This window comes from Stenotrophomonas nematodicola (assembly GCF_009467805.1).
Classification (GTDB): Bacteria; Pseudomonadota; Gammaproteobacteria; order Xanthomonadales; family Xanthomonadaceae; genus Stenotrophomonas; species Stenotrophomonas nematodicola.
In genome coordinates, this window is sequence record NZ_WIAY01000007.1 from 91,470 (window position 1) to 114,022 (window position 22,553).

20 protein-coding genes are annotated in these 22,553 nt (G+C 67.6%); 11 read left to right on the top strand and 9 right to left on the bottom strand.

What is annotated here, in order from left to right:
• Window positions 1-202: 202 nt before the first annotated feature.
• Window positions 203-412 carry a cold-shock protein gene (locus GDJ08_RS17435; protein WP_136003348.1) on the top strand — a complete coding sequence of 70 codons (210 nt, stop codon included), beginning with the start codon at window positions 203-205 and terminating at the stop codon, window positions 410-412.
• A 73-nt stretch (window positions 413-485) separates the two neighbouring features.
• On the opposite strand, the gene GDJ08_RS17440 is transcribed toward GDJ08_RS17435, so the two are convergent.
• Both GDJ08_RS17440 and GDJ08_RS17445 read right to left on the bottom strand, forming a co-directional pair.
• Window positions 486-971 carry a glycine zipper 2TM domain-containing protein gene (locus GDJ08_RS17440; protein WP_136003349.1) on the bottom strand — a complete coding sequence of 162 codons (486 nt, stop codon included), beginning with the start codon at window positions 969-971 and terminating at the stop codon, window positions 486-488.
• 118 nt (window positions 972-1,089) lie between these two features.
• Window positions 1,090-1,530 (bottom strand): cytochrome c, encoded by a 441-nt coding sequence (locus GDJ08_RS17445; RefSeq protein ID WP_136003351.1) that lies wholly within the window; start codon window positions 1,528-1,530, stop codon window positions 1,090-1,092.
• A 95-nt stretch (window positions 1,531-1,625) separates the two neighbouring features.
• On the opposite strand from GDJ08_RS17445, the gene GDJ08_RS17450 reads away from it, so the two are divergent.
• Window positions 1,626-2,423 (top strand): tRNA threonylcarbamoyladenosine dehydratase, encoded by a 798-nt coding sequence (locus GDJ08_RS17450; RefSeq protein WP_136003352.1) that lies wholly within the window; start codon window positions 1,626-1,628, stop codon window positions 2,421-2,423.
• Between the two features lie 352 nt (window positions 2,424-2,775).
• Here GDJ08_RS17450 and GDJ08_RS17455 read toward each other — a convergent pair whose 3' ends face one another.
• Together GDJ08_RS17455 and GDJ08_RS17460 are read right to left on the bottom strand one after the other, a co-directional pair.
• On the bottom strand, window positions 2,776-3,537 hold the full coding sequence (locus GDJ08_RS17455) for a TatD family hydrolase (RefSeq protein WP_153165373.1): 762 nt from the start codon (window positions 3,535-3,537) through the stop codon (window positions 2,776-2,778).
• A complete protein-coding gene (locus tag GDJ08_RS17460; RefSeq protein ID WP_017356640.1) occupies window positions 3,534-3,758 on the bottom strand; it encodes a DUF6116 family protein in 225 nt (74 codons plus the stop codon). The genes GDJ08_RS17455 and GDJ08_RS17460 overlap by 4 nt, the downstream gene beginning before the upstream one ends.
• A gap of 160 nt (window positions 3,759-3,918) precedes the next feature.
• On the opposite strand from GDJ08_RS17460, the gene GDJ08_RS17465 reads away from it, so the two are divergent.
• From GDJ08_RS17465 to GDJ08_RS17505, 9 genes are all read left to right on the top strand, one after another.
• Entirely contained in the window at window positions 3,919-4,749 is an 831-nt protein-coding gene (locus tag GDJ08_RS17465; protein WP_153165374.1) for a glycine zipper 2TM domain-containing protein, read from the top strand.
• Window positions 4,750-4,871: 122 nt separating this feature from the next.
• A complete protein-coding gene (locus tag GDJ08_RS17470; RefSeq protein ID WP_153165375.1) occupies window positions 4,872-5,417 on the top strand; it encodes a GNAT family N-acetyltransferase in 546 nt (181 codons plus the stop codon).
• A 95-nt stretch (window positions 5,418-5,512) separates the two neighbouring features.
• Window positions 5,513-6,172: a glutathione S-transferase family protein gene (locus tag GDJ08_RS17475; RefSeq protein WP_017356643.1), complete on the top strand. Its 660-nt coding sequence runs from the start codon at window positions 5,513-5,515 to the stop codon at window positions 6,170-6,172.
• A gap of 45 nt (window positions 6,173-6,217) precedes the next feature.
• Window positions 6,218-8,500: a thiamine pyrophosphate-dependent enzyme gene (locus GDJ08_RS17480; protein ID WP_153165376.1), complete on the top strand. Its 2,283-nt coding sequence runs from the start codon at window positions 6,218-6,220 to the stop codon at window positions 8,498-8,500.
• Window positions 8,501-8,503: 3 nt separating this feature from the next.
• Entirely contained in the window at window positions 8,504-10,447 is a 1,944-nt protein-coding gene (gene asnB / locus GDJ08_RS17485; protein ID WP_153165377.1) for an asparagine synthase (glutamine-hydrolyzing), read from the top strand.
• 90 nt (window positions 10,448-10,537) lie between these two features.
• Window positions 10,538-11,098 carry an NADPH-dependent FMN reductase gene (locus GDJ08_RS17490; protein WP_017357570.1) on the top strand — a complete coding sequence of 187 codons (561 nt, stop codon included), beginning with the start codon at window positions 10,538-10,540 and terminating at the stop codon, window positions 11,096-11,098.
• Between the two features lie 208 nt (window positions 11,099-11,306).
• A complete protein-coding gene (locus GDJ08_RS17495; RefSeq protein ID WP_017357569.1) occupies window positions 11,307-12,731 on the top strand; it encodes a replicative DNA helicase in 1,425 nt (474 codons plus the stop codon).
• 256 nt (window positions 12,732-12,987) lie between these two features.
• Window positions 12,988-13,200 carry a hypothetical protein gene (locus GDJ08_RS17500; RefSeq protein WP_017357568.1) on the top strand — a complete coding sequence of 71 codons (213 nt, stop codon included), beginning with the start codon at window positions 12,988-12,990 and terminating at the stop codon, window positions 13,198-13,200.
• Between the two features lie 78 nt (window positions 13,201-13,278).
• Window positions 13,279-14,157: a YwqG family protein gene (locus GDJ08_RS17505; protein ID WP_153165378.1), complete on the top strand. Its 879-nt coding sequence runs from the start codon at window positions 13,279-13,281 to the stop codon at window positions 14,155-14,157.
• An 89-nt stretch (window positions 14,158-14,246) separates the two neighbouring features.
• On the opposite strand, the gene lpdA is transcribed toward GDJ08_RS17505, so the two are convergent.
• The 5 genes from lpdA to GDJ08_RS17530 all read right to left on the bottom strand — a co-directional run bounded on the left by lpdA (window position 14,247) and on the right by GDJ08_RS17530 (window position 22,365).
• A complete protein-coding gene (gene lpdA / locus GDJ08_RS17510; protein WP_136003360.1) occupies window positions 14,247-15,683 on the bottom strand; it encodes a dihydrolipoyl dehydrogenase in 1,437 nt (478 codons plus the stop codon).
• 61 nt (window positions 15,684-15,744) lie between these two features.
• A complete protein-coding gene (sucB, locus tag GDJ08_RS17515) occupies window positions 15,745-16,950 on the bottom strand; it encodes a dihydrolipoyllysine-residue succinyltransferase (protein ID WP_153165379.1) in 1,206 nt (401 codons plus the stop codon).
• A 43-nt stretch (window positions 16,951-16,993) separates the two neighbouring features.
• Entirely contained in the window at window positions 16,994-19,825 is a 2,832-nt protein-coding gene (locus GDJ08_RS17520) for a 2-oxoglutarate dehydrogenase E1 component (RefSeq protein WP_136003364.1), read from the bottom strand.
• 186 nt (window positions 19,826-20,011) lie between these two features.
• Window positions 20,012-20,920: a GNAT family N-acetyltransferase gene (locus tag GDJ08_RS17525; RefSeq protein ID WP_153165380.1), complete on the bottom strand. Its 909-nt coding sequence runs from the start codon at window positions 20,918-20,920 to the stop codon at window positions 20,012-20,014.
• Window positions 20,921-20,922: 2 nt separating this feature from the next.
• Window positions 20,923-22,365 carry a ribosomal protein uL16 3-hydroxylase gene (locus GDJ08_RS17530; protein WP_153165381.1) on the bottom strand — a complete coding sequence of 481 codons (1,443 nt, stop codon included), beginning with the start codon at window positions 22,363-22,365 and terminating at the stop codon, window positions 20,923-20,925.
• Window positions 22,366-22,553 lie beyond the last annotated feature (188 nt).

Consider the following 22,553-nt stretch of genomic DNA (forward strand, 5'->3'; position numbering starts at 1 on the left):
CCGAAAGGTTTGCCAGTTGCTTTTTCGTTTTGCCCGGGTTAAGTTGAGGTCGCTGAGCTTGGCAAGGTCACCGTGGATCGTGGCCTGATGATGGTAGATCTTCCGGATCCGCTGCATCGTTGCACCTCGCTTCCCCCTTGCTGTCAGCCGCCCAACCAGGCGTATCCAACAACAAGAGCAGAGTCACCAGGGAGTGAGTGAGATGGCTGATCGTGAGACCGGTACTGTCAAGTGGTTCAATGATGCCAAGGGCTTCGGCTTCATCAGCCGTGAGAACGGCGAAGACGTGTTCGTGCATTTCCGCGCGATCCAGACCCAGGGCTTCAAAAGCCTGAAGGAAGGCCAGAAGGTCACCTTCACGGTTGTGCAGGGCCAGAAGGGCCTGCAGGCCGACGCTGTGGAACCGACCTGAGGTCGACCACGCGGCGGCACGAAAAAGGCCCGCGCAAGCGGGCCTTTTTCATGGTGCGGGCAGGCAGCGCCGATCAGCGCAGGATCACTTTGCCGTTGACCACGCGGACATAGGTGTTCTCGCGGATGCCGCCCAGATCGCGCTGGTTGACCACCACGGTACGGCCGTCATCCATGCGCACGGTGATGTCGAAGGTGTCGCTGGTGACGTTCTTCTGGATCTGGTTGCCGGCCAACGCACCACCCACGGCGCCCGCGGCGGCGGCGATGTTCTGGTTGCCCTTGCTGCCGCCGGTGTGATCGGAGATCTCATGGCCGGCGACGGCGCCGACGATACCGCCCAGGATCGCCCCGGTCGCGCTCGGCGCGGTGCGGCCCGATGCCACCTGGTTGATGCGGGTCACGATGCCGCAGTCGGCGCAGCGGTTCGTGTTGTAGTTGCCGCCGGAATTGCCGTAACCGTTGTTGTAACCACCGCCGCCGTAGCCCGGCGAGGTGGTGGCACAGCCAGCCAGGGCGACGGTAGCAACGGCAGCGGCGGCAATCAGTTGAATCTTCATGGTGTATCTCCTGGCCAGAGGGATGATCGAATGCGTCTGGTGCGCATGGAGCAGATCGTGTCCTGTGCAGCGTGAACAGCGTGCCAATCCCGGGCCGCCAGTGTGGCTGGAAGATGAATCAGCGGAAATCCTGGTGGCAGGCCTTGCAGTCGGTCTGGATCTTCTCCACCAGCGTGGCCATGCCCGGGCAGTCGGTCGGCGGTGCCGCCAACGCCTCGTTGAGCGTGGCGCGCAGGGCACTGGCGTGCTGCTGGAAGCCCTGGCTGTCCTTCAGGCCGGGAAAGGCCAGGTCCAGATCGTTGGACAGCGAGCGCAGCGTCTGCAGACGCGGCACGGTGTCGGCCAGGCTGCAGCGGTTCTGCGCCTGCGCGGCCTGCAGCAGCTCGACCTGGCGGTTCATCACATGCATCAGTGAATCCGGGAAGGGATCCTGCCGGGCCTGAATCGCACGCGAGACCATCACCGTGGCAATCAGCCCGATCACCAGCCCAAGCAGGCCTACGAACAGGTAACGGTAGGCGGCGGAGGGGCGGCGGGGCGGGGACGCGGGATCGTTCATGGTGAGGGCTTCCTTGAGGGTGGCTGCGGCGATGGTACGACGCGTCCTGTCCACGGCGCGTACCGGTACGGGGTCATGGGCCTTAAAATGTGCCGATGAATGACGTACTGCGCGAACGATTTGCCGGCATCGACCGGTTGTATGGGGTGGGCACCGTGGACCTGTTGTCGAGCCGCCGGGTGGCGGTGGTCGGCATGGGCGGCGTGGGCTCCTGGGTGGTCGAGGCACTGGCCCGCACGGCCGTGGGTCACCTGACCCTGATCGATGCCGACGACATCTGCGTGTCCAATACCAACCGCCAGTTGCCTGCCCTGGCCGGCCAGTACGGTCGCAACAAGGCCGAGGCGATGGCCGAGCGCTGCCGCGCGATCAATCCGGATATCAGCGTCGATGCGGTCGCCTCGTTCCTGACCGTGTCCAACATGGTCGAGTTGCTGGACCGTGATTTCGATCTGGTCATCGACGCCTGCGACAGCTTCCGGGTCAAGGTCGAAACCATCGCGTGGTGCCGCCGCCGCAAGCTGCCGATCCTGACCGTGGGCGCCGCCGGTGGCCGTACCGATCCCACCCTGGTGCGGATCCGTGACGTGTCGCGTACCGAGCACGACGCGATGATGGCGCTGATCCGCAAGAAGCTGCGCAGCGATTTCAATTTCCCGAAGAATGCCTCGCGGTACTTCGGCGTACCGGCGGTGTACTCGCTGGAAAACGTGAAGTACCCGCAGGCGGATGGCAGCGTGTGCGGCATCCGCCCGAACCTTGGCGCCGATGCGGCGCTGAAGCTGGATTGCGGCGCGGGCCTGGGGGCCGCCACCCACATCACCGGCGCCTTCGCGTTCGCCGCCGTCGGCAAGGCGCTGGACATGCTGCTGAAGAAGGCCGCAACCCGGTAGAGCCGGGCTCTGCCCGGCTGCCGCGCGACGTGGTATGCGGGTGTTCAGGCATTTCGGATCGTGCGCCAACGGCAGCCGGGCAGAGCCCGGCTCTACGGGGCTGGCGCGTGCTGGTGTTTCGGGTCGTACGCCAACGGCAGCCGGGCAGAGCCCGGCGCTACGGGGCTGGCGCGTGCTGGTGTTTCGGGTCGTACGCCAACGGCAGCCGGGCAGAGCCCGGCGCTACGGGGCTGGCGCGTGCTGGTGTTTCGGGTCGTACGCCAACGGCAGCCGGGCAGAGCCCGGCTCTACGGGGCTGGCGCGTGCTGGTGTTTCGGATCGTACGCCAACGGCAGCCGGGCAGAGCCCGGCGCTACAGGGCGAACAGGCGGCGTGCGTTTGCGGTGGTCTGCGCGGCGATGTGCTCTGCTGGCTGGCCGCGCAGACGCGCCACCGTCTCCAGGATCACCGGCAAGCGCGCCGGCTCGTTGCGCTGGCCACGGATGCCCGCGTCGGGCTGGTCGGGAGCGTCGGTTTCCAGCAGCAGCTGCTCCAGCGGCATATGCGCGACCAGGCGCTGCAGGCGTTGGGCCCGTTGGTACGTCAGCGGGCCGCCGAGGCCCAGCAGGAAGCCCTGCGCGTGCAGCTGCGCGGCTTGCTCCGGGCTGCCGGGGAAACTGTGCACCACGCCGCGCAGACCGCCCACCTGTCTGATCGCGGCGATCACAGCGTCCACCGCACGGCGCGCATGCACGATCACCGGCAGGTCGAACTCGCGCGCCAGGCGTAGCTGGCCGAGGAAGTAGAACTGCTGTTGTTGCACGTCCAGCCCCTCCACGAAGAAGTCCAGGCCGCACTCGCCAACCGCGCACGGGCGCTCGCGCGTGATCCACGTGCGCAGTGCATCGAGATGTTCGGGCCGGTGCTGATCGAGGAACATCGGATGCAGCCCGTAGGCGGGATGCAAGCCGTCGCCGAGGCGGCAGGTCTCTCGCAGCGCCGGCCAGCTGGCAGCCGTGACCGCCGGCACCACCTGCGTGCGCACGCCCGCAGCACGCGCGCGCTCGATCACCTGCAGCCGATCCCCGTCGAACTTGCCCGCGTCCAGATGGCAGTGGCTGTCGACCAGGTTCACGCGCGGCGTTTGGCGGGCAGCGGCGGCGGCGTCCGGTTGCCGCGTGTTTTCCAGTTGGCCAGCAGCAGCGTGCCCAGTCCCAGCAGAATCTCATCCACGAGCAGCACCGGGTCCGGCAGGAGCAGGCTCAACGCAAACAGCCCGGCGGTGAGCTTGAACAGGGTGGGGTAGCGCAGGTGGCGCGCCCATTCGAGCACGGGCAGCAACAGGGGATTGGCCATGACGCACTCCTCGACAGATGCTGTAAACGCTATCACGGGCCTTGCTGCGACAGAACCTGAATGGGGTAACGCGGTGTGCAGGGAATGTGGAGATTCCGTTCAGGCACGCCATGCTGGAATTCGCTCAAGAACGTTGCGGATGGTCCGCAAGGAGCCGGTTATGAAAAGTACAACCACCACTGCTTTGGTCGCCGCTGGCGCGCTGCTCGTCGGCGGTATCGCCACCGCCGCTTTCATGAAGAGCGGCACGTCCTCCCCGGATGCGACCACCGCGGCACAGAGCCGGCCCACCCTGGACACCACCCCGCTGACCGACGACGGTGCGCGCACCGATGCCGTGGCCCTGGAAGACAAGGCCGGCAGGCTGGAATACGCCGACGTGGTCAAGGTCGATCCGCTGACCCGCAAGGAGAAGGCCTACGCCACCGTGATCGGCACCGAGCCGGTGCGCGAGACCTCGACCACCCAGACCCCGCATGAGGTCTGCCAGGACGTCGTGGTGCAGGAACGCCTGCCCGAGCGCGACGGCAACGTCGGCGGTACGGTGGCCGGTGCGGTGATCGGTGGCCTGCTGGGCAACCAGGTCGGCGGCGGCAACGGCAAGAAGGCAGCGACCGCCGCCGGTGCGGTGGCCGGTGGCCTGATCGGCAACCAGGTGGACAAGCGCCACGTGGGGGGCCGTGTGGTCAACCGCACCGAGCGGCAGTGCCACACCGAAACGGCAACCTCCGAGTCGACGCGCGTCACCGGCTACAACGTGACCTACCGCAATGAAGACGGCACCACCGGCACCATGCGCATGGCCAGCAAGCCGGGCAACCGCATTGCGATGGGCACCAGCGACGCGGTCACCGGTTACAACGTGACCTACCGCTACGACGGCGTCGAAAAGACCGTCAAGATGGACAACAAGCCCAGCAGCGATCGCCTGCCGGTGATCGATGGTCAGCTGGTCACCCGGACCGCGTCGCTGGATGCCAACCGGCAGTAAGCGCCGCTTCTCCCCGAAGCATCGAACGACACGCCGGCCCTGCGCCGGCGTGCCGCGTTGTGGGGCCTGCCGTGCGGCCCACGTTCTGCGATCATGGCCGGCGTAGCCATTGGGACCGCCGCATGAGCATTGTCGATCTTGCCCTGGAAACCGACCGCCTGATCCTGCGCCCGCCGCGCGTCGAGGATTTCGATGCCTTCCTGCGCTTCTGCAGCGACCCGGAGGTGATGCAATACCTCGGTGGCGTGATGCCCCCCTCGCAGGCCTGGCGCAGCTTCAGCTGCCTGGTGGGCAGTTGGCACCTGTATGGCTTTTCGATGTTCTCGGTGATCGAGAAGGCGACCGGCGCGTGGGTCGGGCGCATGGGGCCGTGGCAGCCGCTGGACTGGCCCGGCACCGAGATCGGCTGGAGCATCTGCCGCGACAGCTGGGGCAAGGGATACGCGCCCGAGGCTGCGGTGGCCAGCATCGACTGGGCCTTCGACACACTGGGCTGGGATGAGGTGATCCATACCATCGAGCCGTCCAACGTCAATTCCCAGGCCGTGGCGCGCAAGCTCGGCAGCACGCTGCTGCGCATGGGCGAATTGCCGCCGCCGCATGCAGGCGTTCCGATGGAAATCTGGGGCCAGTCGCGCGCCCAATGGCGACAGCGCCGGCAGGCGTGAGCAGGATGCTGCACCCGCGCTTGGCAAGCCCGCCTGCTTGCGGCCAGACTCGCGGCTGCGGGCAGACCGCCCGCCAGTGATCCGAGAGGGTGGCAATGACGTCGGTACGGGCTCCGTTGACGGTGTATGGCATGTCCGTGTCGGGCAACTGCCACAAGGTGCGCATGCTGCTCGAACACCTCGGCAGCCGTTACGAGTGGGTGGAAGTGGACAGCGCCAACGGGCAGACCCACACGCCCGGGTTCCTGGCCCTCAACCCCAACGCCAAAGTGCCGCTGGTGCAGCGTGACGACGGCCGGGTGCTGCCCGAGTCCAATGCCATCCTGTTCTGGCTGGCCGAAGGTACGCCGTACCTGTCCACCGACGGCTGGGAGCGCGCGCAGACGCTGCGCTGGATGTTCTTCGAACAGTACAGCCATGAGCCCTGCGTGGCCGTGGCCCGCTTCATCCGCGGCTGGACCGCCATCGATTCCCCGCGCCGCGCTGAACTGCCGCAGCTGCAGGCGCGCGCGGCACAAGCCCTGGCGGTGATGGAGCAGCACCTGGCGCAGGCCGACTGGTTCAGCGGCCGCCACTACGGCATCGCCGACATCGCGCTGTTCGCCTACACCGATGTCGCCGCCGATGGCGGCGTGACGCTGGCGCCGTATCCGGCCGTGCTGGCCTGGCTGCGGCGCGTGCGCGCGCAGCCAGGCTTCGTGCCGATGCCGCCGGTGTCGCCGCAGGTGCAGGCGTTGCTCGTACAGCCGGCCTGACCGGCACGTTTGATCGTTTCCGCAGCACCTCACGGAGGGTGATGGATGTTTGCCGTGGTTCCCGATCCGATTCCCGCACGCATGAAAGGCCTCAACCGGGCCGAGATCTGCGATACCAACTTCATCGACTTCGTGCAGCAGTGGCGCGGCCCGGCCGTGCCGCGGCCCGATCCGGGCGCGCCGATCCTGCCCGGCAGCACGCTGGACGCCCAGGGTTTCGGCGAGCTGCTGGAGTCCCAGCTGATCAGCCGCCACCTGGACCTGATGGCGCGCGTGCTGCGTGTGCAGAACAAGGTCTTCTACACGATCGGCTCGGCCGGGCACGAGGGCAATGCGCTGGTGGCGCGCCTGGCCCGGCACACCGATCCGGCGTTCCTGCATTACCGCTCCGGCGGCTTCATGGCCGAACGGTTCCGCAAGGTGCCGGGGATGGACCCGGTGATGGATGCGGCGTTGTCCTTCGCGGCCAGCCGCGACGACCCCGCCAGCGGCGGCCGCCACAAGGTGTGGGGCAGCAAGCCGCTGTGGGTGCTGCCGCAGACGTCCACCATCGCCTCGCATCTGCCCAAGGCGCTGGGAACGGCGATGGCGATCGAGAGCGGGCGGCGCATCGGCCATCGCCTGCCGATTCCCGACGACAGCGTGGTGATCTGCTCGTTCGGCGATGCGTCGGCCAACCACGCCTCCGCGCAGACCGCCTTCAACACCGCTGCGTGGGCCGCCCACCAGCGGCTGCCGGCCCCCATCCTGTTCGTCTGCGAGGACAACGGCATCGGCATCTCGGTAAAAACACCGGAGGGCTGGATCGCCGCGAGCTTCGGCCATCGGCCGGGCCTGGACTACTTCTTCGCCGATGGACTGGACCTGGCCAATGGGCATGACGCGGTCCAGCGCGCGCTGGTGCATTGCCGGCAGACGCGGCGGCCGACCTTCCTGCACCTGCGCACCACGCGGCTGATGGGCCATGCCGGTACCGATTTCGAGATCGAGTGGCGGCCGCTGGCCGAACTCTGCGCGGCCGAGGCAGCCGACCCGCTGCTGCGCTCGGCGCAGATCGCACTGGCCTCGGGCTGGATGACGCCGGATGCGCTGCTGGCCGCGTACGAGGCCGTGCGGCAGCGCTGCTTCGCGGCGGCGGACGAGGCCGATCGCCGGCCGAAGCTGTCCGCACTGGAGGACATCATCGCGCCGCTGGCGCCGTACTCGCCGGCGGCCGTGCGCGCCGAAGCCGAGCGCCTGCCGGACCCGGTGGCGCGCGAAGCGGCCCACGGCGGCGCGGCGCAGCTGCCCGAACGCCTGCCGCCGCGCCACCTGGCGATCCAGATCAACCAGGCGCTGCACGAGCTGATGGCCAAGTACCCCTCGACCCTGCTGTTTGGCGAGGACGTGGCGCAGAAGGGAGGCGTGTACACGGTCAGCAAGGGCCTGCTCAAGGCGTTCGGCCCGCGCCGGGTGTTCAACACGCTGCTGGACGAAACCATGATCCTCGGCATGGCCCAGGGCCTGGCCAACCTGGGCATGCTGCCGATCCCGGAGATCCAGTACCTGGCCTACCTGCACAACGCCATCGACCAGCTGCGCGGCGAGGCGTGTTCGCTGCAGTTCTTCTCCAACGACCAGTACCGCAACCCGATGCTGGTGCGTGTGGCCGGGCTGGGCTACCAGAAGGGTTTCGGCGGCCACTTCCACAACGACAACTCGATCACCGCGCTGCGCGACATTCCCGGCCTGGTGGTGGGGTGCCCCTCGCGGGGCGACGATGCGGTGCAGATGCTGCGCACGCTGGCCGCGCTGGGCCAGGTGGATGGCCGCGTGGCGGTATTCCTGGAGCCGATCGCGCTGTACATGACCAAGGACCTGCACGTGCCGGGCGACGGCCAATGGGTATTCGACTACCCCCCCCCGGGCCAGCCGGCGATGCTGCCCGGCGAGGGGCGCGTGTACGCGCCGGACGCCAACGACCTGGTGATTTTCACCTTCGGCAATGGTGTGCCGATGAGCCTGCGTGCCGCGCGCGGCATCGAGGCGACGCTGGGCTGGCAGGTGCGCGTGGTCGACCTGCGCTGGCTGGTGCCGCTCAATGCCGGCTTCATCGCCGAGCAGGGCGCTACCGCGCAACGCATCCTGGTGGTGGACGAGGGCCGCCACAGCGCCGGGGTGGGGGAGGGCGTCATCACCGCGCTGGTCGAGGCCGGTCTCGGCCACCTGCCGCTGCAGCGGGTCTGCGGCGCGGACACCTATACGCCGTTGGCGGGGGCAGCAATCTCGGTGCTTCCAAGCGACAATGCCGTCCTGAGCGCCGCACGGGTGTTGGCGCAGGATCTCTGACGCATGTGTGGATTGGCAGGAATGCTGCTGCCCGCTCCCGGGCTGGAGCAGGCGACACTGGAACACCGGGCGCGCGCGATGGGCGATGCGATGGTCCATCGTGGGCCGGACGACAGTGGGGTCTGGGCAGATGCGGCCGCGGGCATTGCGCTGGCCCACCGCCGCCTGAGCATCCTGGACCTGTCGCCGCTGGGCCATCAGCCGATGGCCTCGGCCGACGGCCGCTACGTGCTGGCCTACAACGGCGAGGTCTACAACTTCGCCTCGCTGCGCGCTGAACTGGAGGCGCTGGGCCACGGCTTCCGCGGGCATTCGGATACCGAGGTGCTGCTGGCCGCGATCAGCCAGTGGGGGCTGGACGAGACCCTGCAGCGGAGCAATGGCATGTTCGCCATCGCGCTGTGGGACCGGACCGGGCAGTGCCTGTGGCTGGCCCGCGACCGGGTCGGCAAGAAGCCGCTGTACTACGGCTGGGCCGGCGGTGCGCTGGTGTTCGGCTCGGAGCTGAAGGCGCTGTGGCAGCACCCGGACTTCGACAACGGGGTGGACCGCGACGCGCTGACCCTGCTGTTGCGCCTGGACTACATCCCGGCCCCACACTGCATCCATGAGCGCTGCTTCAAGCTGCTGCCGGGCCGGGTGCTGCGGCTGGATGCGCAGGCAGTGGCCGCCGGCGCCGCCGCGCATCGCCCCGACCAGATGCAGCAGCCGTTCTGGAATGCGCGCGAGCGCATGCAGCAGGCGCTGGCAGCCCCGTTCGTCGGCAGCGATGAGGAGGCCGAAGAACGGCTGGATGCGATCCTGCGCGACGCCGTCGCACTGCGCATGGTGGCCGACGTGCCGGTGGGCGTGTTCCTGTCCGGTGGCACCGACTCGTCGGTGGTGGCCGCGCTGATGCAGGCGCAGTCGCCCACGCCGATCCACAGTTTCAGCATCGGCTTCGAGGGATCCCACCACGACGAAGCGCCGCTGGCCAAGGCGCTGGCCACCCACCTGCAGTGCGACCACACCGAGCTGTACGTCAGTGGCGCCGATGCGTTGGCGGTGGTGCCGACGTTGCCGGCGATGTTCGACGAGCCGTTCGCCGATGCCTCGCAGGTACCCACCGCCCTGGTGGCGCGCCTGGCGCGCGGCAAGGTGACCGTGGCGCTGTCCGGCGATGGGGGCGACGAGCTGTTCTTCGGCTATGGCCGCTATCAGCGCGCGCTGCGCAATTGGACGATGCTGAGCCGGGTGCCGGCGCCGCTGCGGCGCTGGATGGCCGCGCGCGCACGCGGGCAGGGCGAGGCCTCGCGTACCGGCGGGCTTGCTGCGCTGCTGGCCGAAGCGGGCGCACGCGGCATTGGGGATGTGTACCGCAACCGCATCACGCGCTGGCGCGATCCGGTGGCCGCGGTGCCGGGCGCTACGGCGGCGGGCAGCTTCTACGACCTGGCCGACCCGCTGCACGGTGCCGGCTCGCCGGCCGATGCGATGATGCTGGCCGATTTCAGCACCTACCTGCCCGACGACCTGCTGTGCAAGGTGGATCGCACCAGCATGGCGGTGAGCCTGGAGGCGCGCGCACCGCTGCTGGACTGGCGGGTGGCCGAATTCGCCTGGTCGCTGCCGATGGCGCTCAAGCACCGCGACGGGGTCAGCAAGTACCTGCTCAAGCGCGTGCTGGGCCGTTATGTGCCGCAGGACATGGTGCACCGGCCCAAGCGCGGATTCGGCGCCCCGGTCAGCGAGTGGCTCAAGGGTGACCTGCGCGGCTGGGCGGACGAACTGCTCGACCCGGCGCGGCTGGCCGCCGAAGGCGTGTTCGATGTGGCCGCGGTGGCACCGCGGTGGCAGCAGTTCCAGCAGGGCGAGCGCAAATGGCATACGCACCTGTGGAATGTGCTGATGTTCCAGGCCTGGCAGGCGCACTGGCAGCAGGTCCGGGCAGGGGTCGCGCGCGGCTGACCGGCTGTCGCGCCGCATCCGGCGTGGCCTTCACCACTCGCGAAGGCCGCCCCGCCTAGGCTGGGCCTTCCCACGACTGGAGATGTCTTCATGCCTGAATTCAAGATTGCCGTGCTGGTGGGCAGCCTGCGCAAGGGGTCGCACAACCTGGCGCTGGCCCATGCGCTGGAAAAGCTCGCGGGCGACAAGGCCCGGTTCGACTATGTGTCGATCGGTGACCTGCCGCTCTACAACCAGGATTTCGACAGCCACTATCCTGCGCAGGGCGTGCGCCTGAAGCAGCAGATCCGCCAGGCCGACGCGGTGCTGTTCGTCACCCCCGAGTACAACCGCTCGGTGCCGGGCGTGCTCAAGAACGCCATCGACCTGGGCTCGCGGCCGTATGGCGACAGCGCCTTCGCCGGCAAGCCTGCCGCGGTCATCGGGGCGTCGGTCGGGGTGATCGGCACGGCCTTGGCCCAGCAGCATCTGCGCAACATCCTGGCCTACCTGGACATGCCGGTGCTGGGCCAGCCGGAAGCCTTCCTGCACTTCAAGGAGGGCCTGATCGACGCACAGGGCACGATCACCAACGCGGGCACGCAGGCATTCCTGCAGGGCTTCGTGGACCGCTTCCTGGCCTGGACCGGTACGCACGGCGGTCAGCATTGAGTCGGGTGCATCTGCGATAATGTGGCCCTCGACGGGTGCCGCAACGGCGCCCGTCGCCACCACGGCGCCGGCCCCGGCCGATGCGGCCGGCCGCCGCCGGCATGCCCCCAGCTCATCCACTGCTTATCCACAGAGTTGTGCATGGCTGCGGCAGTCGCTGCGTGCCTACCATGTCCAACGCCTCATACCCCGCAGGAAGTACGCTCCCATGTCCGCCCGTTCTGGCTTCCGTTCCGACCGCAAAGACCGCGGTGACCGTTTCGACCGCGACGAGATGCGCATCGACGCATTGCGTGTTCCGCCGCATTCGATCGAGGCCGAACAGGCGGTGCTGGGCGGATTGATGCTGGCGCCGGAAAGCTACGACCGGGTCAACGACCAGTTGACCGAAACCGACTTCTACCGCCGCGATCACCAGATGATCTACCGCGCGATCCGCGAGCTGTCCGAGCGTGATCGGCCGTTCGATGCGGTCACCCTGGGCGAGTGGTTCGAGTCGCAGGGCAAGATGGAGCTGGTCGGCGACGGCGCGTACCTGATCGAACTGGCCAGCACCACGCCCTCGGCGGCCAACATCGCCGCCTATGCCGAGATCGTGCGCGACAAGGCCGTGCTGCGGCAGTTGATCCAGGTCGGTACCGACATCGTCAACGACGGTTTCCAGCCCGAGGGGCGCGAGAGCAGCGAGCTGCTGTCGGCGGCGGAAAAGTCCGTGTTCGCGATCGCCGAGCAGGGCGCGCGTGGCCGGACCGATTTCGTGGCGATGCCGGGTGCGCTGAAGGACGCGTTCGAGGAACTGCGCAACCGCTTCGAGAACGGCGGCAACATCACCGGTCTGCCGACCGGCTACGCCGACTTCGATGCGATGACCGCCGGCCTGCAGCCGACCGACCTGATCATCCTCGCCGCGCGTCCGGCGATGGGCAAGACCACCTTCGCGCTGAACATCGCCGAGTACGCCGCGATCAAGTCCAAGAAGGGCGTGGCGGTGTTCTCGATGGAAATGTCGGCCTCGCAGCTGGCGATGCGCCTTATTTCCTCCAACGGCCGCATCAACGCCCAGCGCCTGCGTACCGGCCAGCTCGAGGACGAGGACTGGAGCCGCGTCACCGGCGCGATCCGGATGCTGAAGGAAACCAAGATCTTCATCGACGACACGCCGGGTGTATCGCCGGAGATCCTGCGCTCCAAGTGCCGCCGCCTCAAGCGCGAGCACGACCTGGGTCTGATCGTGATCGACTACCTGCAGCTGATGTCGGTACCCGGCAACAGCGAGAACCGCGCGACCGAAATCTCGGAGATTTCGCGCTCGCTCAAGGGCCTGGCCAAGGAACTGAACGTGCCGGTGATCGCGTTGTCCCAGCTCAACCGCTCGCTGGAAACGCGTACCGACAAGCGCCCGGTGATGGCCGACCTTCGCGAATCCGGCGCAATCGAGCAGGACGCGGACATGATCGTGTTCATCTACCGCGACGACTATTACAACAAGGAAAATTCCCCAGACAAGGGCCTGGCCGAGATCATCATCGGCAAGCACCGAGGCGGCCCGACCGGCTCGTGCAAGCTCAAGTTCTTCGGCGAATACACCCGTTTCGACAACCTGTCGCACGACTCGGTCGGCTCCTTCGAATAACGCCAATGGCGTTGAGGGGTTCGTTCTACGCGTGCCGGGGGCCTGGTCGGGCGTGCGGGCCGCTTGCCGGCTCTTCATGGACCCTCGGACGGACGTGGGGGGTTGCCGGCCAGCGGCCGGCACCACGGGGCTGTTCCTCCAGACCGATCCGGGGTTCGTCGGAGAACCGGAGGGTTTCGTCGCAAACAGCTTGAAGCCGGCCGGGCAGGGCGGCACGGTACTACCGCAGCGGCAAGGTGCCGCCCTGGAGACCGTCATGAAGACCCTGTTCGCGCTCGGTGTGTGGTGCCTGCTGTTCGTGCTGTGCTGGCCACTGGCGGTCCTGGCGCTGGTGGCGTGGCCCTTCGTCTGGCTGTTGAGTCTGCCGTTCCGCCTGGTGGGCATTACTTTCTCGGCACTGTTCGCGTTCCTGCGCGCGCTGTTGATGCTGCCGGCGCGGCTGCTGGGCGGGGGACCCGTGGCTGCGTGACCGCCGGTGGTGGCCACGTTGCCCCGGCGCAGCAGCCCCCTTTAGACTGCGGGCTGTTTTGTCCAACAGGGATGTGGAATGACGTTGTCCGATCAGGCGTTCATCGCGCTGTGCGAGCAGCACGCGCTGGGGCAGCACGCCGCTGTCCTGCAGCCCTGGCTGCGTCCGCGTGTCGGCTTCAGCCGCACGGCCGATGCGGACGCGCCGGTCGGGGCATCGCGCATCGGCGGCGGGCCCGACGTGCCCGCGGACTTCCAGTGGCCCATGCGCAACGGCCGACCACTGGATTTCCTGCTGCAGATCAATCTTGCCGACCTGCAGGGCCTGCAGTCGGGCCTGGACCTGCCCGCGCAGGGGCTGCTGTCGTTCTTCTACGATACCCAGGAACAACCCTGGGGCTACGACCCTGCGCATGGAGACGGCCACTGCATCGTGCTGCTGGAGGCGGGCGATCTGCAGCGCCTGCCTGCCCCCCATCCCGAGATGGCACTGCCACCGGCGGCGCTGGGCTTTCATCAGGGCTGGGGGCTGCCACATCCGTTCTCGGCCGATGGCGAACGCATGGTCGAGGCGTTCCAGAGCGATGGCATCGACTGGGACGATGATGAGGTCGCCGACGACTATTACGACCTGGTGGATGCGGTCGCCGATCATGGCGCGCCCACTGCGGGCGAGCGGCATGGGCTGGGCGGGTACTCGCACAACGTACAGGGTGACATGCGGCTGGAAGCGGAGCTGGTCAGTCACGGGCTCTACTGCGGGAACCAGACCGGCTACCAGGACCCGCGCCGTGCGGCGTTGGAAGCGGGCGGTGCGGAATGGAGCCTGCTGCTGCAGCTCGATTCCGATGATCACGCGATGTGGGGCGATTCCGGGATGCTGTACGGGTGGATCCGCCAGAGTGATCTGGCCGCGCGGGATCTGTCGCGCACCTGGATGCGCCTGCAGTCCTGCTGAGCGAGTCGTGGCCCTCCCACAAAAAACCCCGCCAAGGCGGGGTTTTACGTTGCACCGGGGGGTGTGCCGGCCAGTGGCCGGCAGCGCCCTCAGTTAGCCTTGTGGATCGACCGCTTGCCGACGGCCATCGCGGCGTCGTGCACCACTTCGGACAGCGACGGGTGGGCATGGCAGATGCGCGCCAGATCGTCGGCCGAGCCGCTGAACTCCATCGTCAGCACGCCCTCGTGGACCAGCTCGGACACGTTCGCACCGACCAGATGCATGCCCAGGATGCGGTCGGTTTCGGCGTGCGCCAGCACCTTCACGAAGCCGGCCGGCTCGATCATGGCGACGGCACGGCCGTTGGCGGCGAACGGGAAGCTGCCGGCCTTGTACGGAATGCCTTCGTCCTTGAGCTGCTGTTCGGTCTTGCCGACCCAGGCCAGCTCCGGCTCGGTGTAGATCACCCACGGAATGGTGTCGAAGTTGACATGGCCCGGCAGGCCCGCAATCAGCTCGGCCACCGCGATGCCTTCTTCGAAGCCCTTGTGCGCCAGCATCGGGCCGCGCACGCAGTCGCCGACTGCCCACACGCCATCGACGCCGGTGTGGCAATGGTCGTCCACTTCGATCTGGCCACGGGCGTTGATCTTGACGCCGGTGCCTTCGGCCAGCAGGCCCTTGGTGGCGGCGCGGCGGCCAACGGCCACCAGCAGCTTGTCCACGACCAGGCTCTTTTCGCCTTCACCATCGGTGTAGGTCAGGGCAACTTCCTTCTTCTTGCCCTTGCCGGTCACCTCGGCCTTGGAGACCTTGGCACCCAGGCGGATGTCCAGGCCCTGCTTCTTGAATTCCTTGGCGGCGACCTTGGCCACTTCGGCATCGGCGGCGGCCAGGAAGTCCGGCAGTGCTTCCAGGATGGTCACTTCCGCACCCAGGCGCTTCCACACGCTGCCCAGTTCCAGGCCGATCACGCCGGCGCCGATGACGGCCAGGCGGGCCGGCACTTCGGTGAAGTCCAGGCCGCCGACGTTGTCGACGATGGTGTCGCCGTCGAACTTGGCGAACGGCAGTTCGATCGAGTCCGAACCGGCAGCGATGATGACGTTGGTGCCCTTCAGCTCGACTTCCGAGCCGTCGTGCTGCTTGACCTTGACGATGTTGCCCGGCTGCAGCTCACCGAATCCGTAGTACGGGGTGACCTTGTTGGCCTTGAACAGCATGCCGATGCCGCCGGTGAACTGCTTGACGATCTTGTCCTTGCGGCCAATCATCGCCTCGACGTCCATCTTGGCGTCCTTGAAGCTGATGCCGTGGTCGCCAAAGATGTGGCCCATGTTCCAGAACTGGCGCGAGGAATCCAGCAGCGCCTTGGACGGAATGCAGCCCACGCGCAGGCAGGTGCCGCCGAGGGCGGGCTTGCCGTCCTTGCCCAGCGCAGCGTCGATGCAGGCGGTCTTCAGACCCAGCTGCGCGGCGCGGATGGCGGCGTGGTAGCCGGCCGGGCCGGCACCGATGACGACGACGTCGAATTGTTCAGCCATTGAGATAGTCCTTGTTGCTTTACCAGAACCCCTCCGCGCAGGCGCGGAGGGGCGGGAGGTCTTACAGGCCGAACAGCATGCGGCCCGGGTTTTCCAGCTGGTTCTTGATGTCCACCAGGAACTGCACCGAGTCCTTGCCGTCGATGATGCGGTGGTCGTAGGACAGCGCCAGGTACATCATCGGCGCGATCACGACCTGGCCGTTCTGGGCGATCGGACGCTCCTTGATGGCGTGCATGCCCAGGATGGCGCTCTGCGGCGGGTTGATGATCGGCGTGGACAGCAGCGAACCGAAGGTGCCGCCGTTGGTCACCGTGAAGGTGCCGCCCTGCAGTTCTTCCAGGCCCAGCTTGCCGTCACGTGCCTTCTTGGCGTAATCGGCGATGGTCTTTTCGATGTCGGCGAAGGACATGCGTTCGACGTTGCGCAGCACCGGGGTCACCAGACCCTTCTCGGTCGACACGGCGATCGAGATGTCCGAGTAGCCGTGATAGATGATGTCGTCACCATCGATCGAGGCATTGACCAGCGGGAAGCGCTGCAGCGCATTGGCGGCGGCCTTCACGAAGAAGCTCATGAAGCCCAGCTTGATGCCGTGGGCCTTGACGAACTCGTCCTGCAGTTCCTTGCGCGCGGCCGAGACCTTGGACAGGTCGACCTCGTTGAAGGTGGTCAGCATGGCGGTGCTGTTCTTGGACTGCATCAGGCGCTCGGCGATGCGCTTGCGGATGCGGGTCATCGGCACGCGTTCTTCCGGACGTGCGCCACCGGCCTTGCCGGCACCGCCATTGCGGGCGAAGTTGACGATGTCTTCCTTGGTCACCGCACCGCGGCGGCCGGTGCCGTCCACGTCGGCCGGGTTCACGCCTTCGGTGATGGCGGTGAAACGGGCGCCCGGGGGCAGGGCGTCGGCGGCGCTCTTGGCAGCCGGAGCCGGAGCGGCGGCGGCGGCGGCGGCCGGCGCGGCAGCCGCCGGGGCGGCAGCGGCCTTCTTCTCTTCAGCGGCGGGTGCCGGGGCAGCCGCCACGGCACCTTCTTCGATGATGGCCACGACCTGGCTGGAGGTCACGGTAGCGCCGACGTCGAACTTGATTTCCTTCAGCACGCCATCGACCGGCGACGGCACTTCCAGAACGACCTTGTCGGTTTCCAGATCAAGCAGGTTTTCATCGCGCTTGACGGCATCGCCGACCTTCTTGTGCCAGGTGGCGATGGTGCCGTCGGCGACGGATTCGGGCAGTACCGGGGCTTTGACTTCGGTGGCCATGCGGGAGCTTCCTGGTTTGTCTTTTCTAGAATGAGGGAGGAGGTTATTCAGCGACCGAGTCGTTGAACGGGTTGACCAGCGCGTCGGCGATCAGCTTCTGCTGCTCGATGACGTGGTCAGCCATGTGTCCAGCGGCCGGCGATGCCGAACGGGCGCGACCTGCGTAATGGATGCTCTGGCCATCGGCCAGGCACGCCTGCAGGTGGTGGCGGATCTGGTACCAGGCACCCTGGTTCTGCGGTTCTTCCTGACACCACACCACATCGGCCGCCTTGCCGTACTTCTTCAGCTCTGCCGCCAGGGCCACGCGCGGGAACGGATACAGCTGTTCGACGCGGATGATGGCCACATCGTCCTGGCCGCGCTTGGTCTGGTCTTCCAGCAGGTCGTAGTAGACCTTGCCCGAGCACAGCACCACGCGCTTGACCTGCTTGGCGTTCGCGGTGGTGTCGCCGATCAGGTGCTGGAATTCGCCGTTGGCCAGCTCGTCCAGGGTCGACACGGCCAGCTTGTGGCGCAGCAGCGACTTGGGCGACATCACCACCAGCGGCTTGCGGGTGGTCATGCGCATCTGACGGCGCAGCATGTGGTACGCCTGCGCCGGGGTCGACGGCACGCATACCAGCATGTTTTCCAGCGCACACAGCTGCAGGAAACGCTCCAGGCGGGCGGAGCTGTGCTCCGGGCCCTGGCCTTCGTAACCGTGCGGCAGCAGCAGGGTCAGGCCACTGATGCGGCCCCACTTGGCTTCGCCGGCAGCGATGAACTGGTCGATCACGACCTGGGCGCCGTTGGCGAAGTCGCCGAACTGGCCTTCCCAGATGCACAGCGTGTTCGGATCGGTGGTGGAGAAGCCGTACTCATAGGCCATCACCGCTTCTTCGCTGAGCAGCGAATCGATGATGGTGGCCCGTTCCGGCGACTCGACCAGCTGGCGCAGCGGCAGGTAGTAGTTGTCGGTCTTCTGGTCGTGCAGGATCGCGTGGCGGTGGGTGAACGTACCGCGGCCCACGTCCTGGCCGACCAGGCGCAGGCTGTTGCCCTCGTCCAGCACGGTGGCGTAGGCCAGGTTCTCGGCAAAGCCCCAGTCGCCCGGGATTTCGCCGGCGGCCATCCTGCGGCGGTCGTCATAGACCTTGGCCACGCGCGAGTGCAGTTCCACGCCTTCCGGCACGGTGTTGATCAGCTGCGCGAGCTGCTTGAGCTTGTCGATGCCCACGGCGGTGGAGACCGGATCGGACAGCTTGCCGGCCAGCAGCTTCGGCCAGTCCACGTACATGCGGCTGGTGGCGGGGGTCTTCTCGACCGCGGCCAGCTCGGTGGTGACTTCACCGGCGTCGAGCTTGTTGCGGTACGCATCGACCAGCGCCTTGCCGCCGTCGGCCGGGATCACGCCCGCGGCTTCCAGCTTGGCGGCGTACAGCTCGCGGGTGGTCTGGTGCTTGCGGATCACCTGGTACATCAGCGGCTGGGTGATCGCCGGTTCGTCGGCCTCGTTGTGGCCCCAACGGCGGTAGCACATCAGATCGATGACCACGTCCTTGGCGAACTTCTGGCGGAACTCGAAGGCGAGCTGGGCCGCGAACACCACCGCTTCGGGATCGTCGCCGTTCACGTGCAGCACCGGGGCGGCGATCATCTTGGCCACGTCGGTGGCATAGCGCGTGGAACGCGTATCCAGCGGGTTGGAGGTGGTGAAACCGACCTGGTTGTTTACCACGATGTGCACCGTGCCACCGACGGCGAAGCCGCGGGCCTGGGACATCTGGAACAGTTCCATGACCACGCCCTGGCCGGAGAAGGCCGCGTCGCCGTGGATCAGGATCGGCATGACCTGCTTGCGGGCAGTGTCGCCGCGACGTTCCTGGCGCGAGCGCACGCTGCCGGCCACGACCGGGTCGGCGATTTCCAGGTGCGACGGATTGAACGCCAGCGCCAGGTGGACGGCGCCGCCCGGGGTGGACACGTCGGCCGAGAAGCCCATGTGGTACTTCACGTCACCCGCCGAGGCGTGCTCGTCGTGATCGAACTTGCCTTCGAATTCGTCAAACAGCTTGCGCGGGCTCTTGCCCAGCGTGTTGACCAGCACGTTCAGACGGCCGCGGTGGGCCATGCCGATCACCACGTCCTTGACGCCATCCTTGCCGGCGTCACGGATGATGGTGTCCATCATCGGGATCAGGGCATCGCCGCCTTCCAGCGAGAAGCGCTTCTGGCCGACGTACTTGGTATGCAGGTAGCGCTCGAGGCCTTCGGCCGCGGTGAGCCGCTCCAGCGTGCGACGCTGCGTGTCGGCATCCAGGTTGTAGTTGCCACCGGCCGATTCCAGGCGCTGGTACAGCCACTGGCGCTGTTCGACCTCGGAGATGTGCATGAACTCCGCACCGATCGACCCGGTGTAGGTCTTCTGGAGGCGCTCAAGCAGGTCGCGCAGCTTCATGCGCGGCTGGCCGGCGATGCCGCCGGTGCTGAACTCGCTGCCCAGGTCGCTCTCGGACAGGCTGTGGAACGGCAGCCCCAGGTCCGGCGGGTTGGTCGGCGGGGTCAGGCCCAGCGGGTCCAGGCGGGCACCGAGGTGGCCACGCGAACGGTAGGCGGTGATCAGACGGCCGACATTGCGCTCGCGCTCGTCGCCGGCACCGGTGGCCGTGGCGCTGTTGCCAGCGTTCTTGGCGGCTTCGGTGATATGGGCGATGACGGCCGAGTGCGGAATGTCACCGGCTTCGCGGCCCTTGAAGCCGTCGAAGTAGGTCTTCCATTTGGGATCGACACTGTCCGGAGAAACGAGGTACTGCTCGTACAGATCCTCGATATAGGAGGCGTTGCCGCCGGCGAGCTGCGAAGACTGCGCAAACTGCTTCAGTAGATTGTCCACGATGGAGGGTCGGATTCGCTTGTGGGGTAAGGCTTCGGTGAGAACCGGCAGGAAAAGTGAATAGCCCTGCGCGGGCGGTATCTAACTCCCCAAATTGTACCCCCATCGGGACAGGAAGGGGCGCCGGGGGGCCGCGCAGCGGTGCTGCGGTGTCATTCCCAGACAGGTTCGGGCACGCGGCGTGAGCTACAGGCCGAGCGCCCGCAGTTCCGTGCATTCACGCGAACGTTCCCATACGCGCTGCAAACCGTCCTGCAACGGTCGCGAACGTGCCGGCTGGTCGAGCCCGGCTTCGCCGTCGACGCGATGGCCGGCAAGACGAAAGTAGTAGTCCCCTCTGTCATTGACCAGACAGGCCGAGGCCACGGCGCGGTCCACCGGGTCCGCTACCTGGCGGACCCGGAACACGCTGGGCAGCCGCTGCAGCAGCCCCGGCAGAGGGGAGCCGCCCTGGGCGATGGCCGTGGCGTCATGCACGATCAGGCAGGCCTGCTTGTCGTGGCGGGCGGTGGCGAATCGGCGCAGTGCCGCCATCACCGGGGCGGCATCGAGCAGGCCCGGGTCGAGCTGGCGGCTGTGGATCCACAGGTGGCGCCGGGCGCGATGGACCAGCGCGGTGGTGATGGCCACGGCCTCGTCGAAGGTGGTGATGGTGGCCGCCCCGTCCAGCACGCGGCGCATGTGCTGATGGGCGATGCCGGCCTCCTCGAACAGGTCCCCGTCCGGCAGGAAGCCCTGACGGGCGTAGAAGGCGCGGGCCGGCAGCTGGGCGTGCAGGGCAATCTCGCGCCAGCCCCTTGCCCGGGCTGCCGCGACCAGAGCCAGCAGCACGGCCTCGCCGACGCCACGGCCGCGCCAGCCGGCCAGCACGGCCATGCGCCCGACGCGGCCGTCCGGGGTCAGCCGGCCGGCGCCGATCGGCTGGCCCCCGCTGTCGCGGGCCAGCACATGCACGCTGAGCGGGTCCAGCGCATCGACCTCCAGCGTGGCGGGAACCCCCTGTTCGTCGACGAACACGCGCTGGCGCACCCGGTGCAGCGCGGCATGCTGCGCCGGGTAGGGGACCTCCTCGACCTGGAAGGCGGGGCCGGCCATGTTCAGCGGCGCGGGGTGCCGTCTGCGGGGCTGGCGTCGTCCTCGCCGTCGCTGTCGTCGAAATCGACGATCACTTCGATGCCATCGTCGTGGATGGTGACTTCGTGGACATCGGCGCGGACGTCCTCGACCTCGACCACCTCGACGGTGTCGCTGGCGTCGAGGATGGCGTACCCGGCAATGGCATCGCCCTGGTCCTCGTCGTCGTACGCGTCCTCGTCCTCATCATCGAAGGCGTTCGGGTCGAGCAGCTGGTAATGGCCGCCGGCCAGCAGCGCGTGGACGGCATCGCGGCCCTTGGCCGAGAGCTTCTGGTACAGCGGAGCGCCGAGCAGTTCGGTGGCGGCCAGCAGCTGGGCATCCTTCACCGACAGCGCGAACTCCAGGCCGCTGCAGTACAGGCTGGCACCGCGCTTGGCGCGCCGCCAGGCCATGCGCGACCAGGGGTGGCGCTGCAGCGCCAGGCCAGCGCCGAGGGCGGCAGCGACCTCTTCGGGCGGCACCGGTTCGCCGTGCGCCATCACTTCGCCGGCGGCGCGGTAGGTGGTGATGAAGCGGCCGAACCAGTCGCCGAGCTTGTCCGGGTCGTTCATGCGGATGGCATTGAGCGCGGCAACCACGCGGTTCATGGCGACCACGTCGATTTCGTTCGGGTCTTCGGGCACCTTCAGGTCCGGGTCCTGGTACCGGATGGACTCATCGGCATCCATGATCAGGGTGTCGAGGTAGTCGCTGATCAGTTCGGCCGAGGCCGGGGCGCGCATGCCGAAGGAGAAGGTCAGGCAGGGGTCTTCGGCAACGCCGTTGTGCGGGACGTTCGGCGGCAGGTACAGCATGTCGCCCGGGGCCAGCACCCAGTCGTGGGTCGGCTTGAAGCGGCGCAGCAGCTTCAGTTCGACGTCGTCGCGGAAATCCAGCGGCGGACGCTTGCCCTTGATCGATTCGCTGGCGTCGATCTGCCAGCGGCGGTGGCCGTAGCCCTGCAGCAGGAACACGTCGTACTGGTCGACGTGGGCGCCGACCGAGCCACCGGTGGCGGCGAAGCTGATCATCACATCGTCCATGCGCCAGCGCGGCAGGAAGTCGAAGTGGCCGACCAGGGCGCGCACGTCCGGGTCCCACTTGTCGACGTCCTGCACCAGCAGCGTCCAGTCATGGTCGGGCATGCCGGGGAATTCTTCTTCCTGGAACGGGCCAGTGCGCACGGTCCAGCCGTCGGTGGCGCGGTCATGGCTGATCAGGCGGGCCAGGGCGCCTTCTTCGCAGGCCAGGCCGGCCAGATCTTCCGGCTGCACGGGGGTCTGGAAGTCGGGGAAAGCGCCGCGGATCAGCAGGGGGCGCTTCTGCCAGTAGTCGCGCAGGAAGGTAGCGGCGGGCATGCCCAGCGGGAGGCCGGGGCGGGCCTGGATTTCGATGACGGGGGTCTTGGTCTTGCGGGCGGCCATGCGGGAATCCTTGGAGCGTCTAGACGGAATGAGGGGGCGCAGCGGGTCACGCGCGCCGGCACGGCTATTGTCCGCTGGTTGGGCGGGATGTGCACCTGCGGTGGGATGTCGCGTACCGCCGGCGCGTTGCGTGCTGCGAGCTGGTGCGGGGCCGGGTGGCAGTCGTCGGCACGCGCAGAGCATTGGCG